General features: G+C 73.6%; 15 protein-coding genes. 10 read left to right on the plus strand and 5 right to left on the minus strand.

The annotated features are described in order from the left end of the window. Positions 1-5 precede the first annotated feature (5 nt). Positions 6-1346 carry a PAS domain-containing protein gene (locus tag NQZ70_RS35565; protein ID WP_129578197.1) on the plus strand — a complete coding sequence of 447 codons (1341 nt, stop codon included), beginning with the start codon at positions 6-8 and terminating at the stop codon, positions 1344-1346. A gap of 439 nt (positions 1347-1785) precedes the next feature. Here NQZ70_RS35565 and NQZ70_RS35570 read toward each other — a convergent pair whose 3' ends face one another. Beyond that, positions 1786-2457: a DUF2378 family protein gene (locus NQZ70_RS35570; protein WP_237244330.1), complete on the minus strand. Its 672-nt coding sequence runs from the start codon at positions 2455-2457 to the stop codon at positions 1786-1788. A 685-nt stretch (positions 2458-3142) separates the two neighbouring features. Between NQZ70_RS35570 and NQZ70_RS35575 the strand changes: the two genes are divergently transcribed. Next, positions 3143-3538 (plus strand): VOC family protein, encoded by a 396-nt coding sequence (locus tag NQZ70_RS35575; RefSeq protein WP_129578198.1) that lies wholly within the window; start codon positions 3143-3145, stop codon positions 3536-3538. A 192-nt stretch (positions 3539-3730) separates the two neighbouring features. Beyond that, positions 3731-4480: a M15 family metallopeptidase gene (locus NQZ70_RS35580; RefSeq protein ID WP_237244331.1), complete on the plus strand. Its 750-nt coding sequence runs from the start codon at positions 3731-3733 to the stop codon at positions 4478-4480. A 36-nt stretch (positions 4481-4516) separates the two neighbouring features. On the opposite strand, the gene NQZ70_RS35585 is transcribed toward NQZ70_RS35580, so the two are convergent. Both NQZ70_RS35585 and NQZ70_RS35590 read right to left on the minus strand, forming a co-directional pair. Next, positions 4517-5005 (minus strand): acyl-CoA thioesterase, encoded by a 489-nt coding sequence (locus tag NQZ70_RS35585; RefSeq protein WP_129578199.1) that lies wholly within the window; start codon positions 5003-5005, stop codon positions 4517-4519. Positions 5006-5042: 37 nt separating this feature from the next. After that, the gene (locus NQZ70_RS35590; RefSeq protein WP_129578200.1) at positions 5043-7871 is read right to left on the minus strand and encodes a tetratricopeptide repeat protein; all 2829 of its coding nucleotides are present in this window, start codon (positions 7869-7871) and stop codon (positions 5043-5045) included. Between the two features lie 92 nt (positions 7872-7963). On the opposite strand from NQZ70_RS35590, the gene NQZ70_RS35595 reads away from it, so the two are divergent. Beyond that, a complete protein-coding gene (locus NQZ70_RS35595; protein WP_129578201.1) occupies positions 7964-9142 on the plus strand; it encodes a hypothetical protein in 1179 nt (392 codons plus the stop codon). Positions 9143-9205: 63 nt separating this feature from the next. Here NQZ70_RS35595 and NQZ70_RS35600 read toward each other — a convergent pair whose 3' ends face one another. Both NQZ70_RS35600 and NQZ70_RS35605 read right to left on the minus strand, forming a co-directional pair. Beyond that, entirely contained in the window at positions 9206-9832 is a 627-nt protein-coding gene (locus tag NQZ70_RS35600) for a hypothetical protein (protein WP_237244332.1), read from the minus strand. 147 nt (positions 9833-9979) lie between these two features. Continuing rightward, complete coding sequence (locus NQZ70_RS35605; protein WP_272826322.1) at positions 9980-11365, minus strand: penicillin-insensitive murein endopeptidase; 1386 nt, start codon at positions 11363-11365, stop codon at positions 9980-9982. 151 nt (positions 11366-11516) lie between these two features. Here NQZ70_RS35605 and NQZ70_RS35610 point away from each other — a divergent pair, with 151 nt between their 5' ends. The 6 genes from NQZ70_RS35610 to glmM all read left to right on the plus strand — a co-directional run bounded on the left by NQZ70_RS35610 (position 11517) and on the right by glmM (position 17898). After that, positions 11517-12275, plus strand: coding sequence for a CoA transferase subunit A (locus NQZ70_RS35610; RefSeq protein WP_272826324.1), 759 nt, complete (start codon positions 11517-11519; stop codon positions 12273-12275). Between the two features lie 25 nt (positions 12276-12300). Further along, a complete protein-coding gene (locus tag NQZ70_RS35615) occupies positions 12301-12966 on the plus strand; it encodes a CoA transferase subunit B (protein ID WP_129578203.1) in 666 nt (221 codons plus the stop codon). Positions 12967-12976: 10 nt separating this feature from the next. Beyond that, positions 12977-13834, plus strand: a complete 858-nt coding sequence (gene accD / locus NQZ70_RS35620; protein WP_129578204.1) for an acetyl-CoA carboxylase, carboxyltransferase subunit beta — start codon at positions 12977-12979, stop codon at positions 13832-13834. Then, positions 13831-15153 carry a folylpolyglutamate synthase/dihydrofolate synthase family protein gene (locus NQZ70_RS35625; protein ID WP_129578205.1) on the plus strand — a complete coding sequence of 441 codons (1323 nt, stop codon included), beginning with the start codon at positions 13831-13833 and terminating at the stop codon, positions 15151-15153. Before accD ends, NQZ70_RS35625 begins: the two co-directional genes overlap by 4 nt. Before the next feature lie 84 nt (positions 15154-15237). Beyond that, entirely contained in the window at positions 15238-16290 is a 1053-nt protein-coding gene (locus NQZ70_RS35630; protein WP_129578206.1) for an SDR family oxidoreductase, read from the plus strand. A 165-nt stretch (positions 16291-16455) separates the two neighbouring features. Continuing rightward, the gene (glmM, locus tag NQZ70_RS35635; protein WP_129578207.1) at positions 16456-17898 is read left to right on the plus strand and encodes a phosphoglucosamine mutase; all 1443 of its coding nucleotides are present in this window, start codon (positions 16456-16458) and stop codon (positions 17896-17898) included. Positions 17899-17966 lie beyond the last annotated feature (68 nt).

A 17966-nucleotide genomic window follows, 5' to 3' on the forward strand; every position in this document is an offset into this window, starting at 1 on the left:
GACCAATGGTGGACGACGGGCTGGGGGAAACCGGGCGGCTCAGGGCAGAGATCACGGCGCTGCGCGCGCGCGTGCAGGAGTTGGAGACGGCGCTCGCGGAGCGGTCCAACGGCCCTGCGGGCGAGGAGGTAGCGCCGCGCGGCGCGGCGAGCGAGGACGCTCACGCCGCGCTCGCCGCGCTCGCGTGGCTGCTCACGCCGGAGCCAGCGCAGATCCGCTGGCGCCCCGATGGCACGGTGACGCGGTGGAACGATGGCGCCGAGCGCGTCTTCGGCTGGAGCGGGGGCGAGGCCGTCGGTCGCGCGCTCTCCGACCTCGTGGCCGCAGATCCGGTGTCCCCGGACGCGGTGCGCGCGCTCATGCTCGACTGGGCGGAGAACCGGTTCGCCTCGGTCACGAGCGAGGGCAGGACGAAAGACGGGCAGGCGCGCCTCTGCCGGTGGACCTACGCGGTGCTGCGCGATGACCGCGGCGCCGCGCGCGAGATCGCGGCGATCGTGGAGGACGCCAGCGACCCGCCGAGGAGGGAGCACGCGCTGCTCGGGCGGCTTCAGCTGCTGCTTCAGCTGGTGGACCACTCGCGCGACTCCATCTTCATCAAGGACATCGACGGGCGATATGTCTTCACCAACCGCGCTCACGCGGAGGTCTATCGGAGGCACGTCGTCGACGTCATCGGCAAGAAGGAACATGAGTTGAGCCCCCTGGCCCCCGAGGCCACGGACGAGGTCGTGGCGAGGGAGCGCGATGTGCTTACCGGGGGGAAGGCGATACAGTGCGAGGAGGTCCTGCTGCTCGGCGATACGAGCATTCATTTCTCCACGGTCAAATTCCCCATCCTCGACGGGCGTGGCGAGACGATCGGCCTCGGCGGCGTCGTCACCAACACCACGTCGCTGAGGCACGCTGAGGCCGAACGGGCCGCGCTGCAGGAGAAGATCATCGTCGCCCAGCAGGCCGCCCTCCGGGAGCTGTCCACGCCGCTCATCCCGATCGCCGATCGGGTGGTGGCGATGACGCTGGTAGGGACGATCGACACCGCGCGCGCAGCGCAGATCATGGAGACGCTGCTCGCCGGCATCAGCAATCACGGCGCCCACACCGCGATCCTGGACGTCACGGGTGTACGCGCGGTCGACACGCACGTTGCGGACGCGCTGACGCGGACCGCGCGCGCCGCCCAGCTGCTCGGCACCCGCGTGGTGCTCACCGGCGTCGGTCCGGACGTGGCGCAGACGCTGGTCACGCTCGGCGTGGACCTGTCCGGAATCACCACGCTCGGCACCTTGCAAAGCGGCATCGCGTACGCCCTCCGCCACACGGGGCGCTCGCGACAAGCAGGTTGATTCCGTCCGAAAGCAGAATCTCGTACCGCCGGCGGTGCCGGCGCTCGCCCTGTCATGCGGTTTCGGCGACGTCGGTATGAGCCGCCGTGTCCGCTCCCCGCCGCTCGCTCCGCGACCGGATTGCCCCCCTTTACACCACCGTAGCGCCGGCGGGAGGGTCAGCGCGGCGGGGGCGGGTGGGCGCGGCGAGCACCGACCGAGGTGCCATAAGTTCCCAGAGGGCTCAGCGTCCCAGGCGCGCCTTATGTGGCGCGCAACACAACGTCCCAGGTGGCGTGGCCCGAAGGGAGACATGCCGGGTGGTGTTCTCAGCGCAAGCTCCCGCGCCGCCCGTCTTGGCGGATGGCCGAGCGCCCACCCGCCCCCGCCGCGCTGACCCTCCCGCCGGCGCGGGCTCTCCGGCGCGGGCTCTCCGGCGCGGGCCCGCCGGCGCGGGGCCCTACCAGCTGACCACGAACTGCAGCGCGTCCGGCCCTCGCACCTCGACGGCGATGGTCGGCTTGGCCCCGTACCCCATGACGAGCGCCTCGAAATTCCCGAGCGGGTATTCCAGCATCCCGCGGAAGCTGCCGATGTCGACCTGCACCTCCGACGGCCCCAGCTGCCGCGCCCTGGCCGACGGCCCCTTCACGAGCGCGCCGAGGCTGCCCGTGTAGCGCATCAGCGCGGCGCCCGGGTCGGTCGCCAGGTGCATCGTGATCCGACCGAGCGCGCTCTCCCGGAACGCCGCGACCTGCTGCCGCGCAAGGCGGCGGTAGGCCTCGCGCGAGCTCCGGTTCGGGTGCGAGAGCCGGGCGGCGGCGTCGTAGACACGCAGGAAGTCGCGCATCGGATAGTCCGAGAACGGCAGGTAAAGCCCGCCCCGCGGCGGGCTCGACAGCGTCGTCACTACCTGCGCGAACCGTTCCCCGAGCGTCGCCGCCAGCGCGTTGAAGAACATCCCCTTCATCGCGTAGAACTCGGGGACCGCCGCCACCACGGCGTCGATGTCGATGTTGCCGAGGAGCGGATCGGACGGACGCACCTCGAAGGACGCACCGTTCGGCCCCACGAGCGGCCCCTCGGCGGCCGGTGCGCTCGCCGGCATGACGCTTCGAGGCACGGTGCGCATGACACCGCTCCTGGGAATCGGCGTCTCGTTTGCTTGCCGGCGCTGGTCGCTGCGGACCTCTTTCATATGGAGCTCGCGGCGAAAAAATCTCAACACGGGGCCGCTTGCGGCAACCACCGCAGCGAAGGGAACACTCCCGATGGTGCAACGGCCATGCCGCTCGATCCCGGAACGAGTCACCGCACGAACAAGGGGATTCATGGCGGATTTCCCTTGCATGGATGAAACGCCGCTTCAGCGGTGCAACCGGGGCCGATGGCCAGGACGGCACCGACCTCCGCGCCCGCCGCGAGCGCGCGTGTGCGGAGACACATCCGCGAGCGCCCTGGCCGAAGGAACACCGCGTCAAACGCGTCATCCGCGCACCGGCAGGACGAGATCGCGGCGCTCCCCGCGCGCAGCGAGGGCTCCTCGGCCATGAAGAGCTCGTCGAGCTGCCGCGGCTTCGCGCGCGCTCGGCCTGAACGTGATCGCTGCGCAGAATCTGCACCACGCTGTCCGGCGCTGCGTCATCGGAGCGCTGCTCGCGCGTTGCGATGAGCCGGCGCTCGGCCTCCCGCTGCGCCTCGTGCAGCGCGGCGATGCGCGCTGTCGGGAGGGCGCCGCGTCTCCTGACAGAACGCTGTCAGGAGGGCCGCCGTAGGTTGCCGGAGCGCGTGGGCGGAAGCCCCGCGAGGAGGCTCTGATGAAGACAGGATTGGGTGGCGTGATCGTCTATGTGCCCGACGCGGTGGAAGCCGCGGCGTTCTACGAGCGCGCGTTCGGCTTCGAGCGCAAGTTCGTCTCCGGCGGCAACGACTACTGCGAGATGCAGGGCGACGTGCCGCTCGGGTTCGTGCGGGAGGAGTTCGTCCAGAAGCACCTGCCCGAGTTCGTGAAGAACCGGCCCGGCGCGCGTCCCGCTGGGTTCGAGATCGCCGTGACCAGCAAGGACGTCGACGCGGCGTTCGCGCGCGCGGTCCAGGCCGGCGCCGCGCCCGTCGCGGAGCCCCACGACATGCCCTGGGGCCAGCGCGTCTCCTATGTGCGCGACCTGAACGGCGTGCTCGTGGAGATCTGCTCGCCGTGGTCCACCCCATGAGCCCGATCGCTGCGCCGCGGCGGCGCGGCCGCGAGCGCCCTCGCGGCGCGGTCGCCACCGTGGCGGCACGGCCGCCGCGACGCAGTGCGCAGCGGGCCGAGAGGGTACGCCCTGTCACCTGACGGTGATCTCCTGACGGGGACCTGCGGCAAGTCCTTGCCGCCCCTGACCCGGCCTGCTTAACCTCCGCGCGTGAACGCGAACGGCCGGACACGGGTGCACGTGCTCGTGGCAGCAGCGCTCGCCCTGCTCGCGGTCGGCCCCTCGGGGCTCGGCGGCGGGCCCGTCGCCGAGGCGAAGGAGGCCGCGCGGGGCAAGAGCAAGAACAAGAAGACGACGCAGTACGAATGCCGCGTGCAGAGCCCGCAGAAGTTCCTGAAGCGGCGCACCTTCGTCCAGAAGGGCATGCTCGACCCGAGGAAGCACGCGAAGGCGGTCCGCTACCTCGCCGAGCATTACGGCCACGTCGAGACCGAGGAGACGCGGCGTCACAACTCCGAGAGCGCCCACTCCCAGGCGAAGACCGTGCAGTTCATGGGTCTGCCGGTCTCCGTCCACGAGAAGATCGCGCCCGCGCTCCACTGCGTGGAGAAGCGGATCCGCGCGACGTGCTCCAGCAAGTCCCGCCGCTACACGCCGCGCGCGGTCGGCGGGTTCCGCACGGCGAACAGCTACCGGGGCGCGGAGATCTCGAACCACCTGTTCGGCATCGCCATCGATATCGATCCTGACCGGAACCCGTGCTGCGGCTGCGTCGATCCGTGGCCCACGAGCCCGCTGTGCCAGGAGAAGAAACGCACCGCGTACGAGCGCACGTCCCTGTCCCGCTGCTGGATCAAGGCGTTCGAGCGCTACGGCTTCGACTGGCTGGGCCACGACGACCTCGAGGACACGATGCATTTCGAGTTCCTCGGGAATCCCGACCGGTTCAAGAAGAAGTAGCACCGGCGCTCGCCCCCCGCGCCGGCGCGCCGGCGCTCACGCGCTGCGGCCGCTTCCGCGCCGGGAGAGCCGTCGCGCGCGCCGTTCCGCCGCGGCCTCGGCGAGGCGGCGGTCCTCGTCCGTCTCCAGCCGGAGCGGCGGTACGGCGGTCGGCCGCAGCGACGCGTCGACGGCCACGAACGTCACGAAGGCCGTGACCATGGGCCAGACGTCGCCCGTGGCTGCGTCCTCCCCCTCGACGGACACCAGGATCTCGAGCGACGTGCGGAAGGTCGCGGTCACCCGCGCGGACAGGCGCACGACCTGACCGACCTTGCTCCCGCGGTCGAACGAGAGGTCGTCGATGCCGGCGGTGATGACGGTGCTGCCGGTGTGCCTCTGCGCGCAGATGGCGGCGCACAGGTCGATCCAGGCGAGCACCTGCCCGCCGAAGATCGTTCCGAGCGCGTTCGCGTGCGTCGGCAGGACGTACTCGGTCATGGTCGTGACCGAATCGGAGGCGCGCTTCTCGTGGTGGGCCTTCACCCGGCAGGTGTATCACCGCGCCGCAGGATCGCTCGAGCTAGCTGGACGTGGACGCCCGCCCCGGGCTCGGAAACGACGGCTCCTCCGCCGTGGCCCGCCCCGGGCTCGGCGAGGACACCGGCTGCTTCGCGAGCCCCGGCGGCCCTGTCGGCAGCGTGGGCTCGTCCTCGAAGCGCATCGACGTGATCTTCAGCCGCCCGAAGATCGCCTCCGCCCGCTCGTTCATCGTCACCGCCTCGCGCCGCGCCGCCATGTTCGCCACGAAGCTCCGGTCCGTCGTCAAGAACCGCGCGTAGGCCTGGAACGTGCGCGCGAGCTCCAGCTCGTTCCCCGTCTCCTCGAAGATGCTCACCGACCGCGCGAAATACGCGCGCGCGCTCTTCGTGTTCGCGCTGCCCCAGCCGCCCGCCGCCGTGATCTCGCCGAGCGTCCGGAGCGCGATGCCGAGGTGCACCTTGCTCCGCACCGAGGCGAACAGGTCCACCGCCCGGCTGATCGAGTCGCGCGCCTTCTCCAGGTCGCCCCGGAGCATGTACGCCTTCCCGAGCGCGCGCCGCGCCTCCGCCAGGCCGAGCCGGTCGCCCAGCTCGTCACAGAGCTCCTCGGCCTGCTGCAGCACCCGCACCGCCTCGTCGGGATCGCCGCTCCGGTAGAGCGTCCCCCCGATGTTCGTCAGGATGAGCGCCGTCCGGTTGCGGTCGCCGACCTGCCGCGCCACCTCCAGCGCCTCCTCGAAGAGCTTCAGGGCGCGGCGGTGGTCGCGCTGATCCTGGGCGATCATCCCGAGGTTGTTCAGGCTCACCACGACCCCGAGCAGGTCCGAGATCTCGCGCCGGATCGCGAGCGACCGCTCGAACGTGTTGAGCGCCTGCTTGAACTCCCCCGAGTCCTGCAGGGCGAGCCCGAGGTTGTTCAGCGACAGCGCTATCGAGCGGCGGTCGCCCATCCGCTCGCGGCGGGCGAGCGCGTCGCGCAGCCACTTGAGCGCCTCCTGGTACTCGCCCCGGAGCCAGTGCAGCTTGCCGATGTCGTCGATGGTCGACGCGATCCCCCGCTCGTCCCGCGCGCCCTCGAACAGGCGGAGCGCGGTGGTGAGGTGCTTGCCGGCCTCGTCGAGCGAGCCGCTGTCGCGGTAGAGCCGCCCGATGCGGTTGTGCGCGGCGCCGCCCTTGCGCCGGTTGTCGAGCCGGTAGGCGAGCGTCAGCATCTCGCGGAAGGCGGCGAGCGCGTCGTCGATCCGCCCGGCGAGCTGCAGGACGTCGCCGTAGTCGTGGAGCGCGTCGATGCGCCGCGCGACGTGCGCGTCGCCGAGCAGCGACAGCCCGCGCGCGTAGTACTCCGCGGCCTTCGCGTTCGAGTAGCGCCCGCGCGCCACGTCCCCGGCGTCGAGCAGCGACAGCCCCGCCCGCACCGCGTCGCCGATGCGCTCGCGGTGCGTCGCGAGCTCGGCGAGCAGCTCCTCGCTGGCGCGCACCGCCACCTGCTGCTCCAGCCACTCGGCGATCGCGTGGTGGTACCGCCGCTGGGCCGCGGCGCTCATCCGCTTCTGGAGCGCCTCGCGCTCCTTGTCGTGCACGAACACGTACTCGTCCGAGCCCGCGAAGCTCGACTCGCCCTGCTTGCGCAGGTAGCCGCGGTCGCACAGCGCGCGGAGCGCGGCGTTGATCCGGTCGAGATCCTTGTCGCTCTGCTCCTCGCCCCACAGCTCGGGCGCCTGGCAGCCGGCCCGGCCGAGCACGAACAGCGCGCCGCTCCAGAACACCGGGCCGATGGTCGCGGCCTGCTCGAGCAGCTGCCGGCAGTCGTGATCGAGCGCGGCGAGGCGGACGTTCACGGCGTCCTCGACCGTCGCCGGGAGGCGCGCCGTCGACAGCTTCCCGAGGTGCACGCGCCAGCGCGGCCCGCCCGAGTCGGGCGCGAGCTCCTCGATCACGCCCTGGTCGTGGCAGATGCGGACCATCTGCTCGATGAGCGCCGGGTTGCCGTTCGCGAAGGCGCAGGCCGCCTCGACGAGCTCGGGCGGCGCGCCCGGCCGGGCCTGCGACTCCGCCCCCGCGGCGTCGACGACGACGACGTCCTCGCCGCCGCGCGGGGTGCAGGGCGCGAGCAGCGCCCGCGCCAGCTCCGCCGCCTCGGCCTCGCCGAGCGGCGTGAGCTCGAGCAGCGCGTGGCGCCGCTCGCCGACCTTGCCCCAGTCGTCCTGGCGGGTGAGCAGCTCCGGGCGGGCCGCGCCGACGATCAGGATCGGGCCCGCGAGGTACTCGATGAGGTAGCGCAGGAGCGCGAGCGAGTCGTCGTGGGCCGCGTGGAGATCCTCGAAGAGGAGGCACATGGGGCCCTGGGCCGCGTCCGCCTCGAGGAACGCCTTCAGCACGGCGCGGCGGATGAGGTCGCCCTGCGCCGGGTCGTCCTGCACCGCGCGCGTGAGCGGGCTGTCGCCGAACGCGAGCCCGATGAACTGGCCGAGGAAGTAGATGACGTCGCCGACCTTGCGGTCGCCCATCACGTGCGCGACCTGCGCGCGGACCTCGGCGCGGGCCGCGTCCTTGTCCATGGCGTCCGAGAGGCCGAAGCGGGCGCGCAGGAGCCGCGCGAAGATGCCGTACGCGGACGCCACGTCGCCGGCGGCGCCCGAGTAGACGCGCAGCGCGGCGGAGCCCTCGCGCCGCCCCTCGAGGAACTCGCGCGCGAGCCGGCTCTTGCCGATGCCCGGCGGACCGACGAGCGTCACGGTCCGCGTCGAGCGCTCCCGCTCGACCGCGTCGAGGGCGCGGGCCAGCGCCGACAGCTCGGCCTCGCGCCCGACGAGCGGTGCGCGGGCGGGCGTCGCTGCGCCAGTTGCACTGTCCTCTCGGCTCATCTCCATGGCCTCCACGTCCCCGGGTGCCGCAGCGCGGGGCACTCCCCTCGGCTCATCTCCCTGCCTCCGCGTCCTCGGGTGCCGCAGCGCGGGACACGATGTCCCGAGCCTATACCAGGTTCGGCTTCGGTGGCGCGTGCGGTAAGCTGCGGGGCGTGGACGACGAGGTCACGGGGACGCCGCCGCGCGCCGGTAGCACGGCGCGCAATGCCGCGGAGATCCGCGGGCGCATCGCGGCCTGCTTCAGCCTGGCCGAGCTGCGCCGCTTCGCAGAAGAGCTCGGCGTGCCCGACATCCCCTGGGACAGGGGGATGCAGGGGGCGGCGCACGAGCTCGTCCGCCGCTTCGAGCAGCGGCGCGAGCTCTGGTCGCTCGTCGAGCAGCTCCGCGCGGTGCGGCCGCTCGTGGAGTGGCCCGACATGCCGACGGTGCCGCCCGCCTCGTCGATCGCACAGGCGCACGCCGACATCCCGCGGCCGGCGCCGCTGCCGAACCTCGCGCCGCTGCCGGTGCCCTCGCCCCCCACCGAGGTCCCGACGCTGGCGCCGCCGCCGATCCCGCCGACCACACGGACGCCGACCGTCCCCACGCCGGAGCCCGCGGCGGCGCGGCCGCGCGGCGCCGGCGGGCCGGCGCGCCCGGCCGTACCGCCGGGCGCCGCCGAGCGCGCGCCGGCGCGGGCCGCGCGCCGCGTCGATTCGCGGCTCCTGCTCGCCGCGCTGGGGCTCGTGGTGGCCAGCCTGGTCGTCGCCTTCCTGATCGGCCGGGCGTCGAGCGCGCCGGACGGCGAGGCGGCGCCCGCGAGCGCCGCGGCCGCGAGCGCCGCGCCCGCGCCGCCGACCACCGCCCGGCCGGACGGGGTCGCGGCGCGCGCGGCCGCCGCGATCGAGCGCCGGATCGAGAGCGTGGCGCGGGCGTGCGAGATCCCGCCCGGCGCCGCGGACGACGTGATGCGCCGCGCCTTCGAGCGCTGCGGGCCGGCGCCCACCCACGCGGCGCAGCGGGCGGCCCCGGCGCAGGGGAGCGACGCGCCGGCAGAGGTTCCGGCCGCCCGGCCGGACGCCCCCGGGGCGGCGCCGCGCGCGGCCGCCGCGGCCGCCAACGCGCCCGCCGGCGGCAACTCCGGGTGCGTGGGGGCGTGCGAGCGGCGCCACCAGGCGTGCAGGGCGACGCAATGCGGCAAGGAGCCCACGCAGGGCAGCCAGTACCAGCGCTACCAGAATTGCCTGTCGACGTGCCTGGAGCAGGCGTCCCGGTGCCGGCTCGGCTGCCTCTGAGCCGCGCCCGCCGAGCCCCCGCGCCGCGCCGGCGCGTCGTCGCGTGCGACCGCGGGCCGGGCGTCAGAGCGGCGGGCGGCTGCGGCGCATCACGTTGACCGTGGCGGTCGGCTGGTGCTCGGGGCAGCCGGTCCGGCCGGAGCGGCTCGGATCGAAGTCGATGCGGAGGCAGGTCTTGCAGACGCAGAGGTAGGCGTCGTGGAACTCGCGGTAGCTCAGGATATCCGCGGCGAACAGGCTGAGGACGATGTCGCTGAGCAGGTCCTCTTCGCGCGGGCACGGCTCCCAGAGCGCGCCGTCGCCGGCGCGGCGCACGCGGCCGTCGTCGATCGCCGCGGCGAGGAAGCGGTCGTCCGCGGCGGGCGGCATGAGGGCGCGGAGCGAGGAGAGCCCCCGGAACCGCGCCGCCTCGACGAGCGCCTGGAGCTCGGGCTCGTCCGAATCCTCCGGGGCGGCCGGGCCGAGCGCCACCTGCATGGAGAAGCCCTCCGTCACATAGGTCGGGCGCCGCATCCGCCCGGGCGCGACGAGGTGCTTCTCGAACCAGCCCGAGAGCGCCGCCGCGCTCCGGGGAGGCTTGTCGACGAAGGTGAGCGCCGCGAACAGCGCCCGGCGATCATGCTCCTTCGCGACGAGCGACGGAGCGGATGGAAGCGTGGGAATCGAGGTGTGGGAGTCCGCTTGCCGCATGAGCACCCCCATGATTTCGCCCCAGTCTGCCCGAGGTCTTCTGTCGCGGTAAAGACACGATGGCGTCCCGATCCCAGATTGCGGAACCACCTGCAATGCAATGCGTTAGCTGCACGTTGCCGCGGCGTCGCGCGGGGGGAGGCGGGCTCAGTCCGTGATCTTGAGCGCGCCGCTCTCGTCGAGCGCGCCGCTCGCGTCGGCGCCGTCCGAATCGGCCTCGACGTCCTCCTGGGACGTGGAGGGCCGCAGGAAGGACAGGTCGAGGCCGCCCATGGGCTGCTGCGCTGCCGCGCGCGCGGCGGCGAGGGGGATCGCGTCGGCCTCGCCCGCGCGGGGCGGAGCGCGGCGCTCGGCCTTCTCGGGGCGCGGGTCCTCACGGCGCGGGTCCTCGCGGCGCGCGCCTTTCGCGGCGTCGCGCCCGCTCGCGCCGGCCTCGCGGGGCCGCTCCGGCGCGGGCGCGGCCTGCGGGCGCGCGGCCCCCGCGCGCGGGGACGCCGGGGTCCGGAGCCCCTTGGCCGCCTTCGCCATGCGCGCGCGCGTGCGGAACGAGGGGGCGTTCTTCGCGAGCTCGATGCAGCTGCCGCGCATGGCGCTCGGGCAGGAGATGCGCACGTGCATGTGGTCGTCGTGCGGCTCGGAGCCCGTCGGCTGCATCATGGCGAGCTGCGCGCGGACGATCAGCTCGCGGGAGACGCCGATGCGCTTGGCGTGGGCGATCAGCGCGTGCCGCAGAGGATCGGAGATGAAGATGTGGCTCACGTGGGCGCGGGGATCGGTGAGCAGGTGCTGCACGAGCAGCCAGTTGCGCGGCAGGTCGAAGCGCGCCCCGGGCAGGTTGGTCGAGGCGAGCCGGGCGTTGAAGCGCAGGAAGTACGGCGCGTGGATCTGCTTGCCGCGGCCGTCGAGCGCGTAGAAGCCGAGGTCGACGTCGCGGCCGCTCTCGTGGGAGTTGTGGCGGTGGACGTCGCCGCCGTGCTGGCGCGACAGGTCGCCGACCTCGAGCACGGCGCCCGGGAAGCGCTTGGCCACGCCGCGCGCCGCGCGCTCGATCATGCCGACGAGCGCCGGCAGCCCCCAGCGCACGTCGGCGTGGGCGTAGGCGGGCACGACGCGGATGTCCTTGCGCGAGGTGTCGAGCCGCACGCCGCCCTCGAGGTGCCCCTCGTTCGGGTGGCCGACCGACGTGGCGGGCGGCTTGGGCGGGGCCTTCGTCTTGGCCGGCTCGGTCGATCTCGGCCCTGCGCCGCCGGCGCGGGGGCGGTGGCCCTTGCCGATGTCGGTCGTGAGCCGCGCGCGCGGGGCCGCCGCGCGTGGCCGCGTGCCCGAGCCGCCGCGCGCCTTCGAGCCCGCCGGCGCCCCCGCGGCAGAGCGCGCCTTCGAGCCCGCCGGCGCCCCCGCGGCAGAGCGCGCCTTCGAGCCCGCCGGCGCCCCCGCGGCAGAGCGCGCCGGGGCGTCCGGCGCCGCGGCGGCCGCCGGGGCGCCGGGCAAGGAGAGCGCCAGGATCGTGAACAGCACGGAGATCGGTCGAGGCACACCGGTGCGTTACGGGGTTTCGGCGGGCCGGGCCAAGAAGCCGGCGCCGCCCGGCCCCCGTGCCGCGCCGCGGCGTCCCGGCGTCGCGGCGTACCGCGGCCGCAGCGGAGGCTTTTGCCTCGCGGCCAGTTGGGGTACCTCTCGGTCGGCCATGGACAAGGTCTACAAGAGCGCGCTGGACGCCGTGCGGGACATCCCCGGCGGCGCCACGATCCTCTCGGGCGGCTTCGGGCTCTGCGGCATCCCGGAGCACTGCATCGCCGCGCTCCGCGAGCTCGGCACGAAGGACCTCGTGGTCGTGTCCAACAACTGCGGGGTCGACAGCTTCGGCCTCGGGATCCTCCTGCAGAACCGCCAGATCCGGAAGATGATCTCGTCGTACGTCGGCGAGAACAAGGAGTTCGAGCGGCAGTACCTGAGCGGCGAGCTCGAGGTCGAGCTCACGCCGCAGGGCACGCTGGCCGAGCGCATCCGCGCCGGGGGCGCCGGGATCCCCGCGTTCTACACCCCGACCGGGGCGGGCACGGCCATCAGCGAGGGCGGGCTGCCGGTGCTCTACAACCCCGACGGCACGGTGAAGAAGTACTCCGAGAAGAAGGAGGTGCGGCAGTTCGACGGCCGCGACTACGTGCTCGAGCCGGCCATCCGGGGCGACTACGCGCTCGTGAAGGCCTGGAGGGGCGATCGGTTCGGCAACCTCGTCTACCGCCACACCGCCATGAACTTCAACCCCATGATGGCGATGGCCGCGAAGGTGACGATCGCCGAGGTCGAGGAGCTCGTCGAGGTCGGCTCGCTCGACCCGGACCACATCCACACGCCCGGGATCTTCGTGCACCGGATCTTCCAGGGCGAGCGCTTCGAGAAGCGGATCGAGCGGCGCACGGTGCGCAAGGCGCCGGCCGCCTAGGCGCGGGGCCGGGACAGGGGACACGATGGGACTCACGCGGGAACAGATCGCGCAGCGCGCCGCGCTGGAGCTCAAGGACGGCTACTACGTCAACCTCGGCATCGGGATGCCGACGCTCGTCGCCAACTACATCCCCGCGGGGATCGAGGTGGTGCTCCAGAGCGAGAACGGGCTGCTCGGCATCGGCCCGTACCCCGCCGAGGGCGCGGAGGATCCGGACCTCATCAACGCCGGCAAGGAGACGGTGACCATGCTCCCCGGCTCGGCGATCTTCTCGAGCGCCGAGTCGTTCGCGCAGATCCGGGGCGGCCACATCGACCTCGCGATCCTCGGGGCCATGGAGGTCTCCGAGAAGGGCGATCTTGCCAACTGGATGATCCCCGGCAAGATGGTGAAGGGGATGGGCGGGGCGATGGATCTCGTGGTGAGCGCGAAGCGCGTCGTCGTGATCATGGATCACGCGGCGAAGAACGGCGCGCCCAAGATCCTGACCGAGTGCGCGCTGCCCCTCACCGGGCGCGGCGTGGTCCACCGGATCATCACCGATCTCGCCGTGCTCGACGTGACGCCCGAGGGGCTCGTGCTGCGCGAGCTCGCGCCCGGCGTGAGCGCCCGAGAGGTGCAGGAGAAGACACAACCAACGCTCCGGGTCCCCTCCGACGTGAAGGAGATGGGGCAGCGGAGCGCCTAGGGGTTCGCCGATGACCTGGCCCGAAAAGACCCTGCCGACGACCGACGCGAGCGAGAAGCGCTCGCTGGGAGCGGGCGTGTTCCGTCGCTGCGACGGCTGCTCGCACACGCACGACGCCTCCGAGCTCGCCCGCGCCTTCGAGGTGTGCTCGCAGTGCGGCCACCACCACAAGCTCGACGCCGAGGGGTGGCGTCGGCTCCTGCTCGACGACGGCGAGCTCGCCCAGTGGGACGATCACCTCGTCCCCAACGACCCGCTCGGGTTCAGCGACGGCAAGAGCTACCGCGACCGCGTCGCGGCGCTCCACAAGAAGGGCCGCGCCAAGGAGGCGATCGAGATCGGCCGCGCCCGGCTGAGCGGTCGCGACATCGCGTACGGCGCGTTCGTGTTCGCCTTCATGGGCGGGAGCATGGGCTCCGTCGTCGGCGAGAAGATCACGCGGCTGTTCGAGCGCGCGGCGCGCGAGGAGCTCCCGGTGGTGCTCCTCCAGTCGTCGGGCGGCGCGCGGATGCAGGAGGGCATCCTCTCGCTGATGCAGATGGCGAAGAGCGTGGCCGCGCTCGAGCGCTACCGCAAGACGCGCCTCCCGTTCATCTCGGTGCTGCTCCACCCGACCACGGGCGGCGTCGCGGCGAGCTTCGCCTTCCTCGGCGACGTGAACATCGCCGAGCCGAAGGCGCTCATCGGGTTCGCCGGCCCCCGGGTCATCGAGAACACGATCCGGCAGACCTTGCCCGAGGGCTTCCAGCGGGCCGAGTTCCTGCTCGATCACGGGATGGTCGACGCGATCGTGGCGCGCCCCGAGATGAAGGCGTACCTCGCCACGCTGCTCCAGCACCTCGCGGGCGGTCGCCGGGCGCGGCGATGAGCTCGGCGGCGCCGCGGCTCCCGGCGCTGCTCGAGGCGCTGGGGCAGCGGGCGCCGCGGGGCATGGTGCTCGGGCTCGACCGGGTGCGCGAGGCGCTCGCGGCGCTCGGCGACCCCCACGCCGACGTCGCCGCGGTGCACGTCGCCGGCACCAACGGCAAGGGGAGCGTGTGCGCGATGGTCGAGTCGGTCGCGCGCGCGGCCGGGCTCCGCACCGGCCTGTACACGTCGCCGCACCTGTCCCGCTTCGCCGAGCGCATCCGCATCGACGGCGAGCCGATCGGCGACGCGGCGCTCGAGCGCGCGCTGTCGGCCGCGCTCGAGCGGGTCCCCTCGCCGCTCACGTTCTTCGAGGCGCTGACGGTGGCCGCGTTCGTGGCCTTCCGCGACGCGGGCGTCGACCTCGCGATCCTCGAGGTCGGCCTCGGTGGGCGGCTCGACGCGACCAACGTGCTCGCGGCGCCGCTCTGCACGGCGATCACGTCGATCGCGTTCGATCACGTGGCCCTGCTCGGCCCGACGCTGGCCGACATCGCCCGGGAGAAGGCGGGCATCCTCAAGCCGGGCGCCCCCGTGGTCCTCGGCCCGCTCGACCCCGAGGCCGACGCCGCGATCGAGGCCGCCGCGCGGGCGATCTCCGCCGGGCCGCGCCTCCGCGTCGCGCGGGCGGAGCGCGGCGGGAGCGCGGGCGAGATCGCGGTGGGGCGCGCGGGGCCTCTCGCGCGCGCGACCCGCGTCGCCGGGCCGGGGCGCCCCGCGCTCGAGGTGGAGCTCGGCCTCCGCGGGGCGCACCAGGCGGAGAACGCGGGCGTCGCGTGCGGGATCGCGTGGCAGCTCGCGAGCCGGTGGCCCGAGGTCGAGCGGGCGCTCCCGGCGGGGCTCGCCGCGGCCCGCTGGCCCGGCCGGCTGGAGCGGATCGACGCGGGCGCCGCCGAGGTCCTGCTCGACTGTGCGCACAACCCGCACGGCGCGCAGGCGCTCGCCGCGTGGCTCGACGAGGAGGGTCCGGGCGCGGCGCGCACCGCGCTCGTGTTCGGGGCGATGGCCGACAAGGGGTGGGGCGAAATGCTACAGACGCTCGCCCCGCGCGCGCAGCGGCGGCTCTACGCGACGCCGCAGGGCCGCGCGGCCGCGCCGCTCGAGGCGCTGCGGGCGATCGCGCCGGGCGAGCCGATCGGCGATCCGCGCGCGGCGGTGGCGCGGGCGATCGAGGTCGCCGGGCCGGGCGGGCTCGTCGTCGTGACGGGCTCGATCTACCTGGTCGGCGAGGTGCGGTCGGCGCTGCTCGGCATCGCGCCGGACCCGGTCGTGACGCTCTGACGCGGGCGCGCCGCCGCGCGATGTGCAGGCGCGTCGCGGCGCGGCGGCGCGCCGGTGTGGCACGGGCGATGCCGGTCCGCCGGCATGGCGTTCAGGAAGCGGCGTTCTCCGGTGCTCTTCCCTGCGGCGGCCCTCGGGGCGGCCGCGCTCGCGCGGACGGCGTTCCGCGCCCTGCGGCGGCTCGATCTGCGCGGCCGGGTCGTGGTCGTCACGGGCGGCTCTCGCGGCCTCGGGCTGCTCCTCGCCGAGGAGTTCGGCCGGCACGGCGCCCGGGTGGCGATCGCCGGCCGCGACCCGGGGGCGCTCGACCGGGCCGAGCAGCGGCTGCGGGCGCTCGGCGTCGAGGTGCACGCGGTCGCGTGCGACCTCGGCGATCGCGCCGCGGCCGAGGCGTTCATCGACGGCGTGGCGCGCGCGTTCGGCCGGATCGACGTGCTCGTCAACAACGCCGGCGTGATCCAGGTGGCGCCGATGCAGGACCTCCGCGTGGAGGAGCTCGAGGAGGCGATGCGCTCGAACTACTGGAGCGCGGTCTACACGACGCGGCGCGCGCTGCCGCACCTGGAGAAGCAGGGGCGCGCGGCGCGGATCGTGAATGTGGCGTCGATCGGCGGGCGCGTCGCGGTGCCGCACCTGCTCGGGTACAACGCGTCGAAGTTCGCGATGGTGGGTTTGTCGGAGAGCCTCCAGGCCGAGCTCTCCTACGGCGGCGCGCGAGGCCCGCGGGTCACCACGGTGATCCCCGGGCCGATGCGCACGGGGTCGATCTACAACGCCGAGTTCGGCGGCGACCCGCGGCGCGAGTTCGGCTGGTTCGGCCTGGCCTCGTCGATCCCGCTCGCGACGATCGACGCGCGGCGCGCGGCGCGGCGGGTGGTGGCGGCGGCGCGCGAGGGGCGCGCCGAGGTGAAGCTCGGGCTGTCTTCGCACCTGCTCAGCTGGGTGCACGGGATCGCGCCGCAGATGACGGTGCGGCTGATGGGCCTGGTGAACGCGCTCCTGCCGGCGCCCCGCGGCGCCGCGGGGACGACGCGGGGGCGGGACCTGCGCGCGCCGGCGCAGGGGTCGGCCCTGCTGCGCCTGAGCAACGAGGCGGCGCGGCGCAACAACGAAGCGCCGCCCGAGGCGGCGCGGTGACGCACGACGCGGGGATCGGCCGCATCACAAAAGCGGTGCGATGGCCGGAGCGATCGATGCGACGGTGAGCGCGCGCCGCGGTCGCCGCGCCGGCAGTTGGCCGTAGGCTGTCTTGGCAAAGGTTGCTAAGGGTGGTCTCCTCAGCCCAAACCACAGAGAGGGACCGTGCCGAAGCAGACCAAGAAGGATCAGAGGGAGGGCGCTCCGTCGGCGACGGGCGCACCGCAGAAGGACTCGGCTGGGCGCAAGCTCTTCGGCACCGACGGGGTGCGCGGCGTGGCGAACCAGCCGCCGATGACGCCGGAGATGGCGCTGCGGCTCGGGCGCGCGATCGCCTTCGTCGCGAGCCACGGGAAGTCGCGGCAGGTGCGGGTGGTGATCGGGAAGGACACGCGGCTGTCCGGCTACATGCTGGAGACGGCGATCGCGTCCGGCGTGTGCGCCATGGGCGGGCGTGTGATGCTGAGCGGGCCGATCCCGACGCCGGCGGTGGCGCAGCTCACGCAGAGCATGCGGGCCGACGCCGGGGTGGTGATCAGCGCGAGCCATAACCCGTACCAGGACAACGGCATCAAGATCTTCGGGCCCGACGGCTACAAGCTGCCCGACGCCGCGGAGGAGGAGATCGAGCGGCTCATGGAGAGCCACGAGCTCGACGAGGCCCGAGTGGTGGGCTCGGCGATCGGCAGCGCGGTGAAGCTCGACGACGCGCGGGGGCGGTACGTCGTGTTCTGCAAGAGCACGTTCCCCACGGCGCTGACGCTCGACGGCGTGAAGATCGTGGTCGACGCGGCGCACGGGGCGGCCTACCGCGTGGCGCCCTCGGTGTTCACCGAGCTCGGCGCGCACGTGACCGCGCTCGGCGTGAAGCCGAACGGCCGCAACATCAACCGCGAGACGGGCGCGCTGCACCCGGAGCACGTGAAGGCCGAGGTGCTCAAGCGGGGCGCGGCGATCGGCATCGCGCTCGACGGCGACGCGGACCGGGTGATCATGGTCGACGAGCGCGGCGAGGTCGTGGACGGCGACGCGATCATGGCGCTCTGCGCGCTCAGGATGCTGCGCACCGGGAAGCTGCCGCGGAACACGATCGTGACGACGGTGATGTCGAACCTCGGCCTCGAGCGCGCGCTCAAGGCGCAGAACGGGCACGTGGTGCGGACGGCGGTCGGGGACCGCTACGTGGTGGAGGCGATGCGGAACGGCGGCTACTCGTTCGGCGGGGAGCAGTCGGGGCACCTCATCTTCCTGGACCACGCGACGACGGGCGACGGGATCGTGGCGGCGCTGCAGGTGCTCGCGATCATGATGGAGGAGGACAAGCCGCTGAGCGAGCTCGCGTCGAAGGCGATGCAGCGGGTGCCTCAGGTGCTGGAGAACGCGACGTTCTCGACGCGGCTGCCGCTCGACAGCATGCAGCGGACGCGGGTCGCGGTGGATCGCATCGAGAAGACGCTCGGGGACAAGGGGCGCATCCTCGTGCGGTGGAGCGGGACGGAGCCGAAGCTGCGCGTCATGGTCGAGGGCGAGGACGCGTCGACCATCGGGGCGTACGCGCTCGAGATCATCGAGGCGGCCAAGCAGGACGTGGCGGGGGCCACGGCGTAGCCAGGCCTGCCCGGCCCCCGGAGAGGGTGTCCGCTGGGCGGGGTGGGGGCCCCGCCGAACTCGGCGGA

The organism is Sorangium sp. So ce836 (assembly GCF_028553905.1).
GTDB lineage: Bacteria > Myxococcota_A > Polyangia > Polyangiales > Polyangiaceae > Sorangium > Sorangium cellulosum_D.

Bases quoted from the DNA above. Each gene is read 5' to 3' on its own strand.
- NQZ70_RS35565 (WP_129578197.1), top strand. From the start codon at position 6: ATGGTGGACGACGGGCTGGGGGAAACCGGGCGGCTCAGGGCAGAGATC.
- NQZ70_RS35570 (WP_237244330.1), bottom strand. From the start codon at position 2,457: ATGCGCACCGTGCCTCGAAGCGTCATGCCGGCGAGCGCACCGGCCGCC.
- NQZ70_RS35575 (WP_129578198.1), top strand. From the start codon at position 3,143: ATGAAGACAGGATTGGGTGGCGTGATCGTCTATGTGCCCGACGCGGTG.
- NQZ70_RS35590 (WP_129578200.1), bottom strand. From the start codon at position 7,871: ATGGAGATGAGCCGAGAGGACAGTGCAACTGGCGCAGCGACGCCCGCC.
- NQZ70_RS35595 (WP_129578201.1), top strand. From the start codon at position 7,964: ATGTCCCGAGCCTATACCAGGTTCGGCTTCGGTGGCGCGTGCGGTAAG.
- NQZ70_RS35600 (WP_237244332.1), bottom strand. From the start codon at position 9,832: ATGCGGCAAGCGGACTCCCACACCTCGATTCCCACGCTTCCATCCGCT.
- NQZ70_RS35610 (WP_272826324.1), top strand. From the start codon at position 11,517: ATGGACAAGGTCTACAAGAGCGCGCTGGACGCCGTGCGGGACATCCCC.
- NQZ70_RS35615 (WP_129578203.1), top strand. From the start codon at position 12,301: ATGGGACTCACGCGGGAACAGATCGCGCAGCGCGCCGCGCTGGAGCTC.
- accD (WP_129578204.1), top strand. From the start codon at position 12,977: ATGACCTGGCCCGAAAAGACCCTGCCGACGACCGACGCGAGCGAGAAG.
- NQZ70_RS35625 (WP_129578205.1), top strand. From the start codon at position 13,831: ATGAGCTCGGCGGCGCCGCGGCTCCCGGCGCTGCTCGAGGCGCTGGGG.
- NQZ70_RS35630 (WP_129578206.1), top strand. From the start codon at position 15,238: ATGGCGTTCAGGAAGCGGCGTTCTCCGGTGCTCTTCCCTGCGGCGGCC.